At 69.6% G+C, this 16519-nt stretch carries 14 protein-coding genes and 1 pseudogene; 8 read left to right on the plus strand and 7 right to left on the minus strand.

What is annotated here, in order from left to right; genetic code table 11:
* Positions 1–71 precede the first annotated feature (71 nt).
* Positions 72–1631, plus strand: coding sequence for a serine hydrolase (locus CLV01_RS04180; RefSeq protein WP_065347089.1), 1560 nt, complete (start codon positions 72–74; stop codon positions 1629–1631).
* Here CLV01_RS04180 and CLV01_RS04185 read toward each other — a convergent pair.
* Together CLV01_RS04185 and CLV01_RS04190 are read right to left on the minus strand one after the other, a co-directional pair.
* A complete protein-coding gene (locus CLV01_RS04185; protein ID WP_099734918.1) occupies positions 1600–3582 on the minus strand; it encodes a sensor histidine kinase in 1983 nt (660 codons plus the stop codon). The genes CLV01_RS04180 and CLV01_RS04185 overlap by 32 nt on opposite strands.
* A gap of 5 nt (positions 3583–3587) precedes the next feature.
* A complete protein-coding gene (locus tag CLV01_RS04190; RefSeq protein ID WP_013804635.1) occupies positions 3588–4271 on the minus strand; it encodes a LuxR C-terminal-related transcriptional regulator in 684 nt (227 codons plus the stop codon).
* Positions 4272–4462: 191 nt separating this feature from the next.
* On the opposite strand from CLV01_RS04190, the gene CLV01_RS04195 reads away from it, so the two are divergent.
* Positions 4463–5098 carry a TetR/AcrR family transcriptional regulator gene (locus CLV01_RS04195; protein WP_099734917.1) on the plus strand — a complete coding sequence of 212 codons (636 nt, stop codon included), beginning with the start codon at positions 4463–4465 and terminating at the stop codon, positions 5096–5098.
* A gap of 15 nt (positions 5099–5113) precedes the next feature.
* On the opposite strand, the pseudogene paaN reads toward CLV01_RS04195, so the two are convergent.
* Positions 5114–6771 (minus strand): annotated as a pseudogene (paaN, locus tag CLV01_RS04200) (phenylacetic acid degradation protein PaaN).
* Between the two features lie 148 nt (positions 6772–6919).
* Between paaN and paaK the strand changes: the two are divergent.
* The 6 genes from paaK to paaE are packed head-to-tail and all read left to right on the plus strand — an operon-like array spanning position 6920 to position 12068.
* Entirely contained in the window at positions 6920–8239 is a 1320-nt protein-coding gene (gene paaK / locus CLV01_RS04205) for a phenylacetate--CoA ligase PaaK (RefSeq protein WP_099734915.1), read from the plus strand.
* Positions 8240–8284: 45 nt separating this feature from the next.
* The gene (gene paaA / locus CLV01_RS04210; protein ID WP_099734914.1) at positions 8285–9307 is read left to right on the plus strand and encodes a 1,2-phenylacetyl-CoA epoxidase subunit PaaA; all 1023 of its coding nucleotides are present in this window, start codon (positions 8285–8287) and stop codon (positions 9305–9307) included.
* Positions 9304–9609, plus strand: a complete 306-nt coding sequence (gene paaB / locus CLV01_RS04215) for a 1,2-phenylacetyl-CoA epoxidase subunit PaaB (protein WP_016454266.1) — start codon at positions 9304–9306, stop codon at positions 9607–9609. Before paaA ends, paaB begins: the two co-directional genes overlap by 4 nt.
* Positions 9610–9622: 13 nt before the next feature.
* Positions 9623–10405 carry a 1,2-phenylacetyl-CoA epoxidase subunit PaaC gene (gene paaC / locus CLV01_RS04220; RefSeq protein ID WP_043825951.1) on the plus strand — a complete coding sequence of 261 codons (783 nt, stop codon included), beginning with the start codon at positions 9623–9625 and terminating at the stop codon, positions 10403–10405.
* Entirely contained in the window at positions 10405–10974 is a 570-nt protein-coding gene (paaD, locus tag CLV01_RS04225) for a 1,2-phenylacetyl-CoA epoxidase subunit PaaD (protein ID WP_099734913.1), read from the plus strand. The genes paaC and paaD overlap by 1 nt, the downstream gene beginning before the upstream one ends.
* Positions 10971–12068, plus strand: a complete 1098-nt coding sequence (gene paaE, locus CLV01_RS04230; protein WP_013804628.1) for a 1,2-phenylacetyl-CoA epoxidase subunit PaaE — start codon at positions 10971–10973, stop codon at positions 12066–12068. Before paaD ends, paaE begins: the two co-directional genes overlap by 4 nt.
* A gap of 30 nt (positions 12069–12098) precedes the next feature.
* Here paaE and CLV01_RS04235 read toward each other — a convergent pair whose 3' ends face one another.
* The 4 genes from CLV01_RS04235 to CLV01_RS04250 all read right to left on the minus strand — a co-directional run bounded on the left by CLV01_RS04235 (position 12099) and on the right by CLV01_RS04250 (position 16363).
* On the minus strand, positions 12099–13553 hold the full coding sequence (locus CLV01_RS04235) for a SulP family inorganic anion transporter (RefSeq protein WP_373681034.1): 1455 nt from the start codon (positions 13551–13553) through the stop codon (positions 12099–12101).
* 323 nt (positions 13554–13876) lie between these two features.
* Positions 13877–14374 (minus strand): hypothetical protein, encoded by a 498-nt coding sequence (locus tag CLV01_RS04240; protein WP_099734911.1) that lies wholly within the window; start codon positions 14372–14374, stop codon positions 13877–13879.
* Positions 14375–14460: 86 nt separating this feature from the next.
* The gene (gene ssb / locus CLV01_RS04245; RefSeq protein WP_088165774.1) at positions 14461–15027 is read right to left on the minus strand and encodes a single-stranded DNA-binding protein; all 567 of its coding nucleotides are present in this window, start codon (positions 15025–15027) and stop codon (positions 14461–14463) included.
* 160 nt (positions 15028–15187) lie between these two features.
* Positions 15188–16363 (minus strand): MFS transporter, encoded by a 1176-nt coding sequence (locus CLV01_RS04250; protein ID WP_099734910.1) that lies wholly within the window; start codon positions 16361–16363, stop codon positions 15188–15190.
* Positions 16364–16519 lie beyond the last annotated feature (156 nt).

A 16519-nucleotide genomic window follows, 5' to 3' on the forward strand; every position in this document is an offset into this window, starting at 1 on the left:
CACGGGGGGCGGCACAACCGCCCCTTTTTCTTTTTCCTTTTGTTCTTCACGACAGCACCACAGGAGACCCCATGGCTTCATCGATTCTTGCGCGCCGGCATTTTCTGGGAGCGGCCCTGGGCGCCGTGGCCACGGCCGGATGCAACGGCGAGGTGTCCTGGGGCGATCCCATCGATCCGCCCGTGACGGACCGCGTCAAGCGTGCGCTCGATCAACTCGATGGCCAGGTGCGCGCGCAGATGCGGCGCACGGGCGTGCCCGGCGTGGCCGTGGCGGTGGTGCATGAGGGGCGCCTGGTCTATGCCCAGGGCATGGGCGTGCGCCGTCTGGGCTCGTCGCTGGCTGTGGATGCGGACACGGTGTTCCAGCTCGCCTCCGTCTCCAAGTCCGTGGGCGCCACCGTGGTGGCGCAGCAGGTGGGCCAGCGCCGCGTGTCCTGGGACACGCGCGTGCAGCAGGGCCTGCCCTGGTGGACGCTGGAGGATGCCGACGCGGCCCAGCGCATCACCGTGGGCGACATGTATGCCCACCGCTCGGGCCTGCCCGGCCAGGCCGGCGATGCGCTGGAGGAGCTGGGCTACAGCCAGCGCCAGATCCTGGAGCGCCTGCGCTACCTGCCGCTGCGGCCCGTGGGCACCCAGTACGCCTACAGCAACTTCGGCCTGACCACGGGCGCCGAGGCCGTGGCCGCCATCGCGGGCCAGTCCTGGGCCGCGCTGTCGCAGCAGGCCGTCTACGGCCCGCTGGGCATGACGCAGACCAGTTCGCTGTTTGCCGATTTCGAGGCGCGCGCCAACCGCGCGGCCGGCCACCTGCGCGTCAACGGCGTGTGGCAGACGGGGCCGGTGCGCCGGCCCGATGCGCAGTCGGCCGCGGGCGGCGTCAGCTCCACGGTGCGCGACATGGCGCGCTGGATGACCATGCTGCTGGACGAGGGCCGCTTCGAGGGCCGCCAGGTGGTCGATGCGCAGGCGCTGCGCACGGCGCTGTCGCCGCAGATGCTGCAGTCGCCGGCCGGCAACGGCGAGCCTGCGCGCTACTACGGCTTCGGCTTCAACGTGGGCGTGTCCGAGGCGGGGCGCACCACCTACAGCCACTCGGGTGCCTTCGGCACGGGCAGCGCGACCAGCTTCACCGTCATGCCCGAGCTCAAGCTGGGCATCGTGGTGCTGACCAACGGCATGCCCATCGGCGTGCCCGAGATCGTGGTCTCGCAGTTCCTGGACCAGGTCGAATGGGGCCGCCAGCGCCAGGACTGGGAGAGCATCTGGACGAAGCGGCTGGCACCCATCATGCAGCCGCATGGCGAGCTGGTAGGCAAGACCCGGCCCCCTTTCCCGCGCCCGCCCCGGCCGCTGGGCGCCTATGTGGGCAGCTACGCCAACCGCTTCTACGGGCCGGCCCAGGTCAGCCTGCAGACGGGTGGCGGGGGGCTGCAGGTCAGCCTGGGTTCGCAGCGCATGCTGCTCAGCCACTGGGATGGCGAGGTCTTCAGCTTCGTGCCCGAGGGCGATTCGCCGGGCAGCCTGTCCAAGGCCACGTTCGACGGCAACCAGCTCACGCTGGAGTATTTCGACGATGTGCTGACGCCGGCCGGCGTCAGTGCGGGGATAGGGCGCTTTTCGCGCTGAGGGTGGCCTGCTCCGTGCCGTCGTGCAGGTGATCGCCGGGCACGGGCAGCCAGGCGGCCAGCACGGTGGCGCCGGGCTCTGAATCCATGTCCAGATGGCCGCCCAGGCGCTGCAGGCGCGCCTGCATGCTGCGCAGGCCCACGCCCATGCCGGCCTGCTGCACGGCGGCCACGTCAAAGCCTGCGCCGTCGTCGGTGATGCGCAGCATCAGCCAATGCGGCTCGGGCCACTGCAGCTGCACCTGCACGCACTGGGCGCGGCTGTGCTTGATCACATTGGCCAGCGCTTCCTCCAGCACGCGCGTCAGCGCCAGGCACTGCAGCGCACCGGGCGGCTGAGGCCAGGCGGCAGGCACCTGCCAGTCGGACTGCATGTCCAGCGCGTCGAACAGGCTGGCAAAGCGGTGGCGCAGCGGCGCGATCCAGGCCTGGGGCGTGTCCGGCACGGTGACGGAGACGCTGGTGCCGCTGTCGATCATCTGGCGCAGGTCGTCGCGCAGCAGCTTGAGCACGGACAGGAACTGGCGGTTGTGCATGGGGCCACCCGCCTGTTCCACCATGGCGATGGAGCGCACCAGGGAGCCGCCCAGGCTGTCGTGCAGGTCGTGCGCCAGCTGCATCCGTTCCTGCAGCCGCGAGTGGCTGAGCGCCAGCGCATGCTCGCGCGCCAGCGTGCCGCCGAGCTCGTCGCAGGCACGCGCCACGCTGTCGGTCAGCTCCTGGTTGAACTGTTCGATGCGGCGCATGCTGAGCACGAACTGCCGGCCCAGCACCATGGACAGAGCCAGCATGGTCAGCGGCGCGGTATAGGGCATCCAGGGCGTGGCGGGGCCAATCACTTTCTTGAGCGCCAGCATGTCGTGCAGGCCCGCGCACAGGAAGACCAGCAGGCAGGCCGCGTAGACCAGGTGGCCCGGCTCGCGCGTGCGCCAGGCGTGCAGCGGAAAGTGCAGCGACACGGCCACGCAGATGCCGAAGTACACCAGGCCGATGTGCAGCACACCGTCCACCAGCCACCAGGGCGCGAAGATGGCGGCGGCCATGCCGGCCAGCGTCAGCGCCCACAGCAGCTTTTCCAGCCGGGGCAGGTGCAGCCTGCCGAAGCGCCAGGTGAACAGGCAAAAGCTCTGGCTGAACAGCAAGAAGACCAGCAAATTGCCGCGTGCCACGGCCAGGGTGTCGGGGAAGGGCCAGGCCTCGGTGGCCAGGATATTGGCCAGGAACAGCGCCCAGCAGAAGGCATTGAGCGCGTACCAGCCAAAGGCCTTGCTGGCGCGCCGCTGCAGCCAGGCAAAGGCGAACAGCACGCCCAGCACCAGCGAGACCACGATGTTCATGGCAAACAGCGTGCGCTGGTTCCACCAGGTCTGCTCGTGCCACTGGCGCAGCGCCTCGGGCTCGCCCAGGCGCACCTCGCCCAGGCCCGGCGTCTGCTCGGCCAGGCCGTGCACGCGGATCCACACGCTGTTGGTGCCCGCATGCAGGGCGGATTCGGGCAGCAGCCAAAAGCGCGGCATGTTCCAGCTGCGCGACAGGGGCTCGACCAGGTGCCGGTCGCGCCACAGCAGGTCGCCGTTCACGAAGACCTCGCCGGCCATGACCATGGAGTGCAGGGCCAGCGCCACGGGATCGGCGGCGGCGGGAGCGGTGGCAGAAGCGGCAGGAGGGTGAGCGCAGCCGCGCTGCCAGTCGATGCGGTACCAGACGGCGCCGCTGTAGCCGGGCCAGCGGTCCAGCCAGTGGTCGGGCAGGGTCACGTTGTGCCAGTCGCGTACCGCGCTGGCCATGGGCGGCGGCCCCTGGCCTGCGGCCTTGGCGGACTGGATGGACAGGATCTGCGGCAGGCAGGCCTGGGCCAAGGCGCAGGTACTGCACAGGAGGACCGCCAGGCCCAGGGCCTGGCCCAGAGCGAAGTGCCGCACCGGGCCGAACCACCGGCGCCACCCGCCCATGGCCGTCAGCCCAGCAATCCGCGCACGCGTGCCGTGTTGACGGCGCGCGTGCGCGAGGACACGGCCAGCTTGCGGTAGATGTGCTTGATGTGGCATTCCACCGTGTAGCGCGACAGGTGCAGCTGCTCGGCGATCTCGCGGTTGGTCAGGCCATCGGCCACCAGACGCAGGATCTGGCTTTCACGCGCGCTCAGCGTGGACTCGGTGCCGCTGCTCTCCGGCGTGGCCGGTGCCGCGCCCTGCAGCTCGGCGATCACGCGGCGCGCGATGAAGGGGTCGATGGGCGCGCCGCCGCGCAGCACGCTGCGGATGGACAGCGACACTTCCAGGTCGTCGCGTTCCTTGAGCACATAGCCGGTGGCGCCTGCGCGCAGCGCCGCGAGGATGGCGTCCTCCGTGCTCCAGGCCGAGATCACCAGGATGCCCACGGCCGGGTCTGCGCTGCGCATCTCGGCGATCAGGTCGATGCCGCTGCCGTCGGGCAGGCCCAGGTCCACCAGGGCCAGCGCCACGGGCTCGGCCAGGCAGGCGCGCGCCTGGGCCAGGGAGCCGGCGAACAGCAGGGCATCGGGCGTGTAGCCCAACTGGCCCAGCACGGACTGCAGCCGCTGGCGGATCAGCGGCTCGTCCTCCACCACCAGCACCGGGGCCGGAAGCGTGGACTCTGGGACAAGCAGGTGGGCGGGCATGGAAAAGGCGTGCGCAGCGGCGGGCGTAAAAAGGGGCAGGATGGCCGCCCGACTGTGGGCGAAGCCCGCATCTTTGCATATCCCTGAAAACTGGTAATCGCGGGGGCGCGCGCCGCTGCGCCGTCCATAATTCCGGCCCGGGCCGCACGGGCGGACCCTGGCAACGACACCTACCGAAAGGACGCCGCCGCATGGCACGCGTACGTGACCCTGCTGGCTACGATGGCCAGCGTGAAATGATCCTCTCCCACGCCGCCCAGCTGTTCGCGCAGCGCGGCTATGCGGGCACCTCCATGAACGAGGTGGCTGCGGCCTGCGGCGTCTCCAAGGCCACGCTCTACCACTATGTGATCGACAAGCACGACCTGGCCGTGCGCATTGCCGAAGAGCATGTGCTGCGCCTCGAAGCCCTGGTCAACGACACCCTGCAGGCCCATGCCGATCCCGAACAGCGCCTGCATGCGCTGATCCGCGGCTTCGGCCAGGAGTACGCCCAGGCCCAGAATGCCCACCGCGTGCTGACCGAGGACGTGCGCTTCCTGCGCGAGGAAGACCAGCAGCGCATCCTGGACGTGGAGCGCCGCGTGGTCGCCGCCTTTGCGCAGACCATTGCCCAGGTGCGCGGAGAACCTGCCGACAGCGCCCTGGGCAAGCCCCTGGCCATGCTGCTGTTCGGCATGATCAACTGGACCTTCACCTGGCTCAAGCCGGGCGGCACGCTGGACCATGACGCCATTGGCACCATGGTGTCCCAGCTGTTCTTCGGCGGCGTGCGCGCGGTCAGCATGCCTGACGGCAAGAAGCCGCGCAAGGCCCGCCATGCCTAGGCTCGGCCCGGCCCCTCACCACCTGCGCTGCACGACCACGAAGCGGTCGGCCACGAAGGCCAGCGTGGTGTAGCTGGCATTGGCCGCGGGATTGCCGCCCGTGGCATGGAAGTCCGAGAAGCCTGCCGACTGGTTGACCATCACGCCCTGCGTGAGGTTGATGGACAGGGCCACGCGCGAGCGCAGCGCCGAGGCCGCCACGGCATCGACGAAGGCCGCATCCGTGGAGTACAGGCCCAGCGTCATCGCGCCATGCGCACGTACGCTGCGCTCGGCCCGCTCGCGCGCGGCCTGGGCCGAGGGCACGGCCACCAGGTAGGAGACCGGGCCGAAGCATTCGCGCTCGTAGATGGCGGCGTCCGCCACGTCCAGCGCGCGCAGCGCGGGCGTGCGCACCTCGGCCTGCGGGTACTCGGGATGGGTGAGCTTTTGCGAGGCGCGCACGGCGCGGCCCACGGTGGCGGCCTGTTCCACGCGCTCCACGGTCTGCGCAGAGCCTATGGCGCCCAGCACGGTGAAGGCCACCTTGGGATCGGCCAGCAACTGGTCGATGGCGGCGGCCAGATCGGCGCCAACCTGCTCGAAGCTCTTGTGGCCCTGGTCAGTCTCTATGCCGCCGGCCGGAACCAGCAGGTTCTGCGTGGTGGTGCACATCTGGCCGCTGTACAGCGACAGTGACAGGGCCAGATTGCGCAGCATGCCTGCGTAGGCATCGGTGGACTCGATCACCACCAGGTTCACGCCGGCCATCTCGGCATACAGGCGTGCCTGCGGCGCATGCGCCTGCAGCCACTGGCCGAAGGCATTGCCGCCCGTGAAGTCGATGGAGGCCACGGCCGCATGCGTGGCCAGGGCCTGGGTCAATTCGGGCTTGTCGCTCACGGCCAGGGTCACGAGGTTGGGGTCCAGGCCCTGCTCGGTCAGCACATCGCGCAGCACGCTCACGGTGAGCGCGGCCGGCAGCACGGCGTTGGGGTGGGGCTTGACGATCACGGGGTTGCCCGTGGCCAGCGCGGCGAACAGGCCCGGGTAGGTGTTCCAGGTCGGGAAGGTGGCGCAGCCGATGACCAGGGCCACGCCGCGCCCCACGATCTCGAAGCGCTTGTGCAGCACGGCGGGCGCATGCTTGCCCTGAGGCTTTTCCCAGACGGCCTCGGCAGGCACGTCGGCCATGGCCTTCCAGGCCACGGCAATGGCTTCCAGGGCGCGGTCCTGGGCATGGGGGCCGCCGGCCTGGAAGGCCATCATCGCGCCCTGGCCCGTGGTCAGCATCACCGCATGCGCGATCTCGAAGCTGCGCTGGTGGATGCGCGTCAGCGCCTCCAGCAACACGCCGGTGCGGCCCTGGGGTCCCAGCGCCTGCCATGCGGGCTCGGCCGCCTGGGCCGCGTCCACCAGCGCCTGGGCATCGCACTCGGGGTAGCGGATGTCCAGGGCCACGCCATAAGGTGATTGCTCGGTGGCCACGCGGGCGCGTTCACCGGGCTGCTGCAGCGGATAGTCCTTGCCGAACAGCGCCTGCACGGCGGCGTGGCCCTGGGCCTGGGCGGTCTCGCCATACACCTTGGGCGAGGGCGCTTCGGGGAAGGGCGACCAGTGGCCCCGGCGGGACAGGGCCTGCAGCGCGTCGTCGAGCAGGGGCGGTGGCGTTCGTAGAGGGCGTGGGCGGGCATGGGATGTCTCCTGGGTTGGAATGTGGCGTCGCTATCAGGGTTAGTACCGGACAACAAGCCTTGTTGCTCAAGAAAGCTGCATCTTATAATCCTACCGTCCGGTCGGTCAATTATTCTGAACCCCTTGCCTCACGACGCCAGAACCCCGATGAACAAAGACCTGCGCCCCGCCCCCGGCGACCTCGACCCCATCGAAACCGCCAGCCGCGACGAGATCGCCTCGTTGCAGCTGCAGCGCCTGCGCTGGTCGCTGCAGCATGCCTACGACAACGTGCCGCACTACCGCCGCGCCTTCGACGAGAAGGGCGTGCATCCGTCCGACCTGCGCACGCTGTCCGACCTGGCCCGCTTTCCCTTCACCACCAAGAAGGACCTGCGCGAGAACTACCCGTTCGGCATGTTCGCCGTGCCGCGCCAGAAGGTGGCGCGCGTGCATGCCTCCTCGGGCACCACGGGCAAGCCCACGGTCGTGGGCTACACGTTGAATGACATCGACAACTGGGCCAACCTGGTGGCGCGCTCCATCCGCGCGGCGGGCGGGCGGCCCGGCGACATGGTGCATGTGGCCTACGGCTACGGCCTGTTCACGGGCGGCCTGGGCGCGCACTACGGTGCCGAGCGCGCGGGCTGCACGGTGGTGCCCATGTCGGGCGGGCAGACCGAAAAGCAGGTGCAGCTGATCCAGGACTTTCGGCCCGACATCATCATGGTCACGCCCAGCTACATGCAGGTGATCGTCGAGGAGATGCAGCGCCAGGGCCTGGACCCGCGCGAGAGCTCGCTCAAGATCGGCATCTTCGGCGCCGAACCCTGGACCGAGGCCATGCGCCGCGAGATCGAGGGCAAGGCGGGGCTGGATGCCGTGGACATCTACGGCCTGTCCGAAGTCATGGGCCCGGGCGTGGCCAGCGAATGCGTGGAGAGCAAGGACGGGCCGGTGATCTGGGAAGACCATTTCTATCCCGAGATCATCGACCCCGACACGGGCGAGGTGCTGCCCGACGGCAGCGAGGGGGAGCTGGTCTTCACGTCGCTGTCCAAGGAAGCCATGCCCATCATTCGTTACCGCACGCGGGACCTGACGCGGCTGCTTGCGCCGACCTCGCGCAGCTTCCGGCGCATGGGCAAGATCGTGGGGCGCAGCGACGACATGATGATCATCCGCGGCGTCAACGTCTTTCCGACCCAGATCGAGGAAATCGTGCTGGCCAATGCCAGCCTCACGGGCCTGTACCAGATGCACATCAGCCGTGAAGGCCTGCTGGACACCGTCGAGGTGCACTGCGAGCTGCAGCCGCAGCGGCGCGGCCTGGGCGATGCCGAGCGCGGCGAGATCGCGCAGTGGGTGCAGCAGCGCATCAAGACCCTGGTGGGCATTTCCACGGCGGTGCGCGTCTTCGATCCCGACACCATCGAGCGCACGCAGACCGGCAAGGCCCGGCGCGTGTACGACAAGCGGCCGCGCTGAGGCACCGCCGGCCGTCGTCAACCATTTCATTCAAGGAGATCGCACATGTATACCCAGGCCATGGACACCATGGGCAAGGAAGCGGGCGATGGCGGCAAGGCCGTGCGCTCGGCCGACGAAATGCGCCTGCAGCAGCGCTTTGACGAGCGCATCGATGCCGGCGAATTCATCGAGGCCAAGGACTGGATGCCCGACAACTACCGCAAGACGCTGCTGCGCCAGATCAGCCAGCACGCGCACAGCGAGATCGTCGGCATGCTGCCCGAGGGCAACTGGATCAGCCGCGCGCCCACGCTCAAGCGCAAGGCCATCCTGCTGGCCAAGGTGCAGGACGAGGGCGGCCATGGCCTGTACCTCTACGCCGCCGCCGAGACGCTGGGCAGCAGCCGCGACCAGATGCTGCACGCGCTGCACACGGGCAAGGCCAAGTACAGCTCCATCTTCAACTACCCCACGCTGACCTGGGCCGACATGGGCACCATCGGCTGGCTGGTGGACGGCGCGGCCATCATGAACCAGGTGCCCATCTGCCGCTGCTCCTATGCGCCCTACGCGCGCGCCATGGTGCGCATCTGCCGCGAGGAGAGCTTTCACCAGCGCCAGGGCTACGAGTCGCTGCTGACCATGATGCAGCAGGGCACCGAGGCGCAGAAGGCCATGGTGCAGGACGCCGTCAACCGCTGGTGGTGGCCGTCCATCATGATGTTCGGCCCGCCCGACGACCAGTCCCCCAACAGCGCACAGTCCATGCGCTGGGGCATCAAGCGCATCTCCAACGACGCGCTGCGCCAGAAGTTCATCGACGCCACGGTGGACCAGGCCAAGGTGCTGGGCGTGACCCTGCCCGACCCCGACCTGAAATGGAACGAGGCCCGCCAGGCCCATGACCATGGCCCCATCGACTGGGACGAGTTCTGGCGCGTGATCGCCGGAGACGGCCCCTGCAACCGCGAGCGCCTGGGCGCCCGCGTCAAAGCCTGGGACGAAGGCGCCTGGGTGCGCGAGGCCGCCCTGGCCCATGCCCGCAAGCAGACACAGAGAAACCAGACCCGCAAGGAGGCCGCATGACCACCGTCGAACAGAACATCACCAACGAATGGCCGCTGTGGGAAGTCTTCGTCCGCAGCAAGGCCGGCCTGGACCACAAGCACTGCGGCAGCCTGCATGCGGCCGACCCGCAGATGGCGCTGCAGATGGCGCGCGATGTCTACACGCGGCGCCAGGAGGGCGTGAGCGTCTGGGTGGTGCGCTCGGACCAGATCGTGGCCAGCGACCCCGGCGACAAGGACATGTTCTTCGACCCGGCCCAGGACAAGGTCTACCGCCATCCGACCTTCTACCAGCTGCCGCCCTCGGTGGACCACATGTGAGCGGGGAGCTGCCATGAATGCCTCCGCCTCCTCCATCGCCATCGACGCCCGTCCCGAGGTGCAGTACCTGCTGCGCCTGGGCGATACCTGCCTGATCCTGGCCCAGCGCCTGGGCCAGTGGTGCGGCCACGCGCCCATCCTCGAAGAGGACATCGCCATGACCAACATGGCGCTGGACCTGGTTGGCCAGGCGCGTGCGCTGCTCACGCGCGCCGGCCAGCTTGAAGGCCGCGCGCACGACGAGGACCAGTTGGCCTTCCTGCGCGACGAGCGCGACTACTTCAACGCCACGCTGGCCGAGCTGCCGCGCGGCGACTTCGCCTTCACCGTGCTGCGCAACGCCATGGCCGCCACCTGGCTGCGCCTGATGTGGGAGCGCCTGGTGCACTCCAGCGACGCCGAGCTGGCCGCCATCGCCGCCAAGGCGCTCAAGGAAGCGCGCTACCACGAGCAGCACGCGGGCGACTGGGTGGTGCGCCTGGGCGACGGCACCGAGGAATCGCGCCAGCGCATGGAGGCGGCCCTGGCCCAGCTGTGGCGCTATGCGGCCGAGCTGTTCACCGACGACGCCACGGACGCCGCCGCACGTGCCAGCGGCCTGGGCCCGGCCTGGTCCGAACTGCGCGAGCCCTGGCAGGCCGAAATGGCCGCCCTGCTGCAGGAGGCCACGCTGGACATGCCGGCCGAATCCGCCTTCCGCAGCACGGGCCGCAACGGCGTGCACAGCGAGCACATGGGCTTCATCCTGGCCGAGATGCAGCATCTGCAGCGCGCCTATCCGGGCGGGGTGTGGTGATGGCTGCCGCACGGCTTGTGGCCGTCACATCCGGCTTGGCCGAGCGCGAGCGCCTGGCCTGGGCCGCGCTGCAGGACGTGCCCGATCCCGAGGTGCCCGTGATCTCGGTCTGCGAGCTGGGCATCGTGCGCGAGGTCCATGCCCTGCCCGAAGGCCAGGGCATGGAGATCGTGCTCACGCCCACCTACTCGGGCTGCCCGGCCACCGAGGTCATCGAGCGCAGCGTGCTCGATGCCATCGAGGCCGCAGGCCTGGGCCCTGCGCGTGCCGTGCTGCGCCGCGCCCCGGCCTGGACCACGGACTGGATCAGCGACGACGGCCGGCGCAAGCTGCGCGAGTACGGCATCGCGCCCCCCGGGCGCTGTGGCGACTCCGGCCTGCCGGAAGGCACCTCGCCCATCCGCCTGGTGCGCCGCCGCCAGGGCATCGCCGTGCCCGAGCCCGTTGCCTGCCCGCACTGCGGCAGCGCGCACACCGAACGGCTGTCGGCCTTCGGCGCCACGGCCTGCAAGGCCCTGCACCGCTGCCTGGACTGCCGCGAACCCTTCGAACACTTCAAGCCGATATGACCACGACCACGATGTTCCACCCGCTGCGCGTGCGCAGCATTGCGCCCGACACGGCCGAGGCCGTGGTCGTCTCCTTCGACGTGCCGCCCGCGCTGCGCGAGGTCTTCGGCTTCACCCAGGGCCAGTACCTCACCCTGCGCCACCAGATCGACGGCCAGGACCTGCGCCGCAGCTACTCCATCTGCGCAGGCGTGGATGACGGCGAGCTGCGCGTGGGCGTGCGCAAGGTGCGCGGTGGCCAGTTCTCCAACTGGATCAACGAGCATCTGCGCCCCGGCGACACGCTGCAGGTCATGGCGCCCCAGGGCCGCTTCTTCGTGCCCATCGAGCCCGGGGCCGCGCGCCACCATGTGGGCATCGCCGGCGGCAGCGGCATCACGCCCATCCTGTCCATCATGAAGACCGTGCTGGCGCGCGAGCCTGCCAGCCGCTTCACGCTGATCTACGGCAACCGCCAGCTGCAGTCCACCATGTTCAAGGAGGAGATCGAGGACCTCAAGAACCGCTACATGTCGCGGCTGTCGCTGCAGCATGTGTTCTCGGACGAGCACACCGACCTGCCGCTGAACATGGGCGTGATGGACCGCAGCAAGATCGCAGAATTCCTGCAGGGCGTGGTGCCGGCCGCGCACATCGACCATGTCTACATCTGCGGACCCTTCCAGATGAACGACGAGGCCGAGGCCGCCCTGCTGGCCGCCGGCGTGGCCGAGGAACGCATCCACATCGAGCGCTTCGGCGTGGCCCTGCCGGCCGCAGGCCAGGGCACGGTGGGCGCCGTGGTGCACGAGGCCCAGCCTGGCGACGCCGCCACCGCCCGCATCACCCTGGTGCGCGACGGCCTCTCGCGCGAGATCCCCTTCACGCGCGGCCAGGCCAGCATCCTGGACGCGGCCTCCTCGGCCGGGCTGGAAGTGCCCTATTCCTGCACCTCGGGCGTCTGCGGCACCTGCCGCGCCAAGGTGGTCGAGGGCGAAGTGCGCATGGAGCGCAACTTCGCCCTCGACAAGAACGAGGTCGCCTGCGGCTTTGTCCTGACCTGCCAGGCGCATCCGCTGACCGAGCGGGTGGTGCTGTCGTTCGATGAGCGGTGAGGGCCGTCCCGCCCGGGGACGGCCGCGGGCCTACTCGATGCCGATATCCAGCCGCGACACCAGTGCCCGGCCGTGTTCGTTCAGGCCCGTCACCTCGACCGTGCTGCCGTGCTTGCGCAGGCGCTGGCAGACCTTGTCCAGCGCATTGACGGCCGTGATGTCCCAGAGATGGGCGTTGGTCAGTTCGATGCGCACCGGCCGGCCTTCGATGTCCCGCACGTCGAAGGCATCGACCAGCAGGTCGGCCGATGCAAAGAAGACCTGGCCCGAGACCCGGTAGGTCAGGCCTGCGCCGTCCTCCGTCTTCTCGACGGACAGCAGCCTTGAGACCTTGAAGGTGAAGAACACCCCGCTGAGCAGCACGCCGACGCCCACGCCGGCGGCCAGGTTGTCCGTGGCCACGGTGACCACCACGGTGGCCAGCATCACGGCGCTGGACAGCTTGGGATGCCTGAGCAGGGCGCGGGCCGATCCCCAGTCCAGCGTGGAGGCCGACACCATCACCATGATGGCCACCAGCGCCGCCACCGGCACCTGGGACACCCAGGGCTTGAGCAGCACCATCAGGATCAGCAGGAAGGCGCCCGCGAACAGCGTGGAAAGCCGGCCGCGGCCGCCGTAGCGCACATTGCCCACGGTCTGGCCGATCATGGCGCAGCCGGCAATGCCGCCGAACAGGCTGGCCGCGATGTTGGCCACGCCGATGCCGCTGCACTCGCGGTTCTTGGAGCTGGGCGTGTCCGTGAGTTCATCGACCACGCTGGCCGTCATCATGGACTCCAGCAATCCCACCATGGCGATCGCCAGCGCGGGCAGGGCGATCAGGCGCAGCGTCTCCAGCGACCAAGGCACCTGCGGCAGCCCGAAGCTGGGCAGGCCGTCCGGCAGCAGGCCCAGGTCGGCGACCGTCTTCAGGGGCAGGTCCAGCCAATTCGCCGCCACCGTCAGCACCACGATGCAGACCAGGGGCGAGGGCACGGCCGTGGTCAGCCGGGGCAGGCCGTAGATGATCAGCAGGCCGGCGCCCACCATGGCCCAGGTGGCGGCATTGGCGCCGATCAGGTGCGGCATCTGGGCCGAGAAGATCAGGATGGCCAGCGCATTGACGAAGCCCGTGCGCACCGAGCCGGACACATAGCGCATCAGCACGCCCAGGCGCAGCAGGCCGAACAGGATCTGCACGGCTCCCGCAAGAATGCCGGCCGCAAAAAGGTACTGCACGCCATGCGCATGCACCAGCGGAGCGGCCACCAGGGCGACCGAGCCCGCTGCCGCCGACACCATGGCCGGGCGCGCGCCGGTGAAGGCGATGACGATGCTGATGATGAAGGAGGCGAACAGGCCGACGGCGGGATCGACGCCAGCCACGAAGGAGAAGGCGATGACCTCGGGGATCAGCGCAAAGGTGGCCACGGCGCCGGCCATGAGCTCGCGCGGAATGCTGGGCGCCCACTCGGCGCGAAAGGGATGGGGGTGTTTCGACATGGAAATGGCCGGCCCCGTCGCGCTGTGTGTGGCAGGGCGGGGCAGGATTTTGTAGACGGGAATGAACATGCCGGGCGTCGGGCCATGCCCGAAACCTGGCGGCTTGTACGGTTCGACCGTGCTACGGCGGCGCCAGGCGGGTGCAGCCCGAGCGCCGGCTCTGCGAGCCGCGCGCGATGCGGGCCAGCGTGAAGCTGTGAAGGCGTGCGGCATCGCGGCTGCGCGCTTGGCGAGCCCCTGGTTGACGGTGCCGGTGGACTGAAATCACGGGCGCGATTGTACGAGGGGGTGCTGCCTGCCGTGGGATGGACCCCTGGCCGCAATCAGTCGTAGTGCGCCATGGTGGCGCGGTAGCGCACAGGGCCTTGCTCGGCCGACGAGGCCTGCACCACTTCCACGTAGACGACTTGGCCCGAAGCCGCCGTGTACCTGGCATGGCGAACGCGCCGCCCCATGCCGTAGGAGGGGCCGGGCGTTTCGTCGTCCGCAGTCCGGGAATAGCCTTTGCCGAGCAGGTAGGCATCGAAGGCGTGCGTAGCGGGGCCAATGCTTGCGAACTCCACGTCATAGGACACCAGGCCGTGTGGCGGCTTGTTGCCGTCGCCCACGGTGCCGAAGTACTCCGCCTTGCCCAGTGCGCCCACCAGCGGCGCATGGCGCACCAGGGACGAGATGCCGATGTAGTAGGTGAAGCTGCCGGGCTCGGGCGTGTAGTCCTCCTGCGAGATCAGGCACAGGGCTGCAGCCAGCCAGCCGAACACGGCCAGCGGCAGGCACAGGACAAGACTCCACAACAGGGTTCTGGCATGCGGCAGGGGCATGGGATTTGTCGTCGGGCGCCTGGAAAAACAAAACCCGCTTTCCGGGGAAAGCGGGTCTGGATGCTCAAGAACCTTGATGGTCCGAATCAGAACGGAATGTCGTCATCCATGTCGTCAAAGCCCGAGGCCGCGCGCTGGGGCGGGGGGGCCATGGGCGCGGGAGCGGGGCGCTGGGGAGGGGCCTGGCGCGGTGCGGGCGCTGCCATGGGGGCAGGGGCCGGACGGCGCTGTTGCTGCTGGGGAGGGGCGTCGTAGCCGCTGTCGCCGTAGCCTTCATCGCCGTAGCCGCCGCCTTGCTGGCCACCGCCGCCGCCCTGGCGGCTGCCCAGCATCTGCATGCTGTCGGCGCGGATTTCGGTGGCGTAGCGTTCCTGGCCGCTGGCCTGGTCGGTCCACTTGCGCGTGCGCAGGCTGCCTTCGACATAGACCTGGCTGCCCTTGCGCAGGTACTGACCCACGATTTCAGCCAGGCGGCCGTTGAAGACCACGCGGTGCCACTCGGTGGCTTCCTTGTTCTCGCCCGTGTTCTTGTCGCGCCAGCGGTCGGTGGTGGCGATGGTCACGTTGGCCACCTGATCGCCACTCGGGAAGGTGCGCATTTCGGGGTCGCGTCCGAGGTTGCCGACGATGATGACTTTGTTGACGGATGCCATGAGTGAAATACCTTTACATAGGGAAGTGGCCCGGGCATAGAGGGATGGATCCCGGGCCAGACGCGCCATTGTGCCGCAAGCCGTCCGCCGATGGCAGGGGGCGGATATCCCGTGGCAACCGCCTGTGGCGGCGGCTTGTAACCGTCTGAAAATCCGCCGTTCAGCCGTGGCGGCCCACGGGGCGCAGCGGCCAGGTGACGACCAGCCACAGCACGGCCAGGACGCTCGTCAGGGTGAACAGGCCCGGCATGCCGGCCCATTTGGCGACGGCGCCGCCCAGCGCGCCGCCTGCGAACAGGCCCAGCGATTGCAGCGTGTTGTAGGCGCCCAGCGCCGCGCCGCGCAGCGGGGCCGGGGCCATGCGAGAGACCAGGCTGGGCTGGGTGGCCTCCAGCGCGTTGAAGCCGCAGAAGAACACGAACATCAGCACGGCCATGGCCCACAGCGGCGGCCGCGCGCCACCGGCCGCCAGCAGGCCCAGGCCGATCTGCACGAGGGTGATCAGGGCGATGGCGCCCAGCAGGGCCGCGCGCAGGCGCCCGCGCCGCTCCATGGCGAACAGGCCGCCCATGGCGGCGAAGGACAGCACCACGGCCGGCAGGTAGACATGCCAGTGCGCCTGCTTGTCCAGGCCTGCCTGCACCAGCATGGCGGGCACGGCCACCCACATGGACATCTGCACGGTGTGCAGCACGAAGACGCCCAGGTTCAGGCGCACCAGATCGCCATGGCGCCACAGCTCGGCCATGCGGCCGCGCGGCTGGTCGGCGTGGCGCGCGGGCTCGGGCGGGACGACCCAGAGCACGACGGCAATGCCCGCCAGCGCCAGGGCGCAGGTCAGGCCGAAGATGCCGGGCAGCCCGCCCCAGGCCGCCAGCAGGGGGCTGAGCACCAGGGCCAGCGCAAACATGAGGCCGATGCTGCCGCCCACCATGGCCATGGCCTTGGTGCGCACGCTGTCGCGCGTGAGGTCGGCCAGCAGCGCGGTCACGGCGGCCGAGACGGCGCCCGCGCCCTGCAGGCCCCGGCCCCACATCAGGCCCAGCAGCGAGTCGGCCGTGGCCGCCAGCAGGCTGCCCGCCGCAAAGACCAGCAGCCCGGCGACGATGACGCGCTTGCGCCCGAACCGGTCCGAAGCCAGGCCCAGGGGCAGCTGGAACACGGCCTGGGTGAGCCCGTACAGGCCCATGGCCAGGCCGATCATGGCCGGATCGTCACCGCCCGGGTACTTGCGCGCCTCCAGCGCGAACACCGGCAGCACCAGGAACAGGCCCAGCATGCGCAGCGCAAAGATCAGCGCCAGGCTGGCGCTGGATCGGCGTTCCTGCGGGGTCATGCGGCCCGATGCGGCCGAGGAGGGGGCTGGCGCCTGGGCGCCGTGGACGGGTGTGGGGGAATCGAGCACGGGGTGCACTGTTGTGGGGGCAAGCAATCCGCCATTCTCGCCCATAGGCCGGCGCTGCGGGGTGGCTGGGTTATGCAAGGCAGTGCA

The sequence above is a fragment of the Delftia sp. 60 genome (assembly GCF_002754395.1).
Taxonomy (GTDB): domain Bacteria; phylum Pseudomonadota; class Gammaproteobacteria; order Burkholderiales; family Burkholderiaceae_C; genus Comamonas; species Comamonas acidovorans.

Bases quoted from the DNA above. Each gene is read 5' to 3' on its own strand.
- CLV01_RS04180 (WP_065347089.1), top strand. From the start codon at position 72: ATGGCTTCATCGATTCTTGCGCGCCGGCATTTTCTGGGAGCGGCCCTG.
- CLV01_RS04185 (WP_099734918.1), bottom strand. From the start codon at position 3,582: ATGGGCGGGTGGCGCCGGTGGTTCGGCCCGGTGCGGCACTTCGCTCTG.
- CLV01_RS04190 (WP_013804635.1), bottom strand. From the start codon at position 4,271: ATGCCCGCCCACCTGCTTGTCCCAGAGTCCACGCTTCCGGCCCCGGTG.
- CLV01_RS04195 (WP_099734917.1), top strand. From the start codon at position 4,463: ATGGCACGCGTACGTGACCCTGCTGGCTACGATGGCCAGCGTGAAATG.
- paaK (WP_099734915.1), top strand. From the start codon at position 6,920: ATGAACAAAGACCTGCGCCCCGCCCCCGGCGACCTCGACCCCATCGAA.
- paaA (WP_099734914.1), top strand. From the start codon at position 8,285: ATGTATACCCAGGCCATGGACACCATGGGCAAGGAAGCGGGCGATGGC.
- paaB (WP_016454266.1), top strand. From the start codon at position 9,304: ATGACCACCGTCGAACAGAACATCACCAACGAATGGCCGCTGTGGGAA.
- paaC (WP_043825951.1), top strand. From the start codon at position 9,623: ATGAATGCCTCCGCCTCCTCCATCGCCATCGACGCCCGTCCCGAGGTG.
- paaD (WP_099734913.1), top strand. From the start codon at position 10,405: ATGGCTGCCGCACGGCTTGTGGCCGTCACATCCGGCTTGGCCGAGCGC.
- paaE (WP_013804628.1), top strand. From the start codon at position 10,971: ATGACCACGACCACGATGTTCCACCCGCTGCGCGTGCGCAGCATTGCG.
- CLV01_RS04235 (WP_373681034.1), bottom strand. From the start codon at position 13,553: ATGTCGAAACACCCCCATCCCTTTCGCGCCGAGTGGGCGCCCAGCATT.
- CLV01_RS04240 (WP_099734911.1), bottom strand. From the start codon at position 14,374: ATGCCCCTGCCGCATGCCAGAACCCTGTTGTGGAGTCTTGTCCTGTGC.
- ssb (WP_088165774.1), bottom strand. From the start codon at position 15,027: ATGGCATCCGTCAACAAAGTCATCATCGTCGGCAACCTCGGACGCGAC.
- CLV01_RS04250 (WP_099734910.1), bottom strand. From the start codon at position 16,363: ATGACCCCGCAGGAACGCCGATCCAGCGCCAGCCTGGCGCTGATCTTT.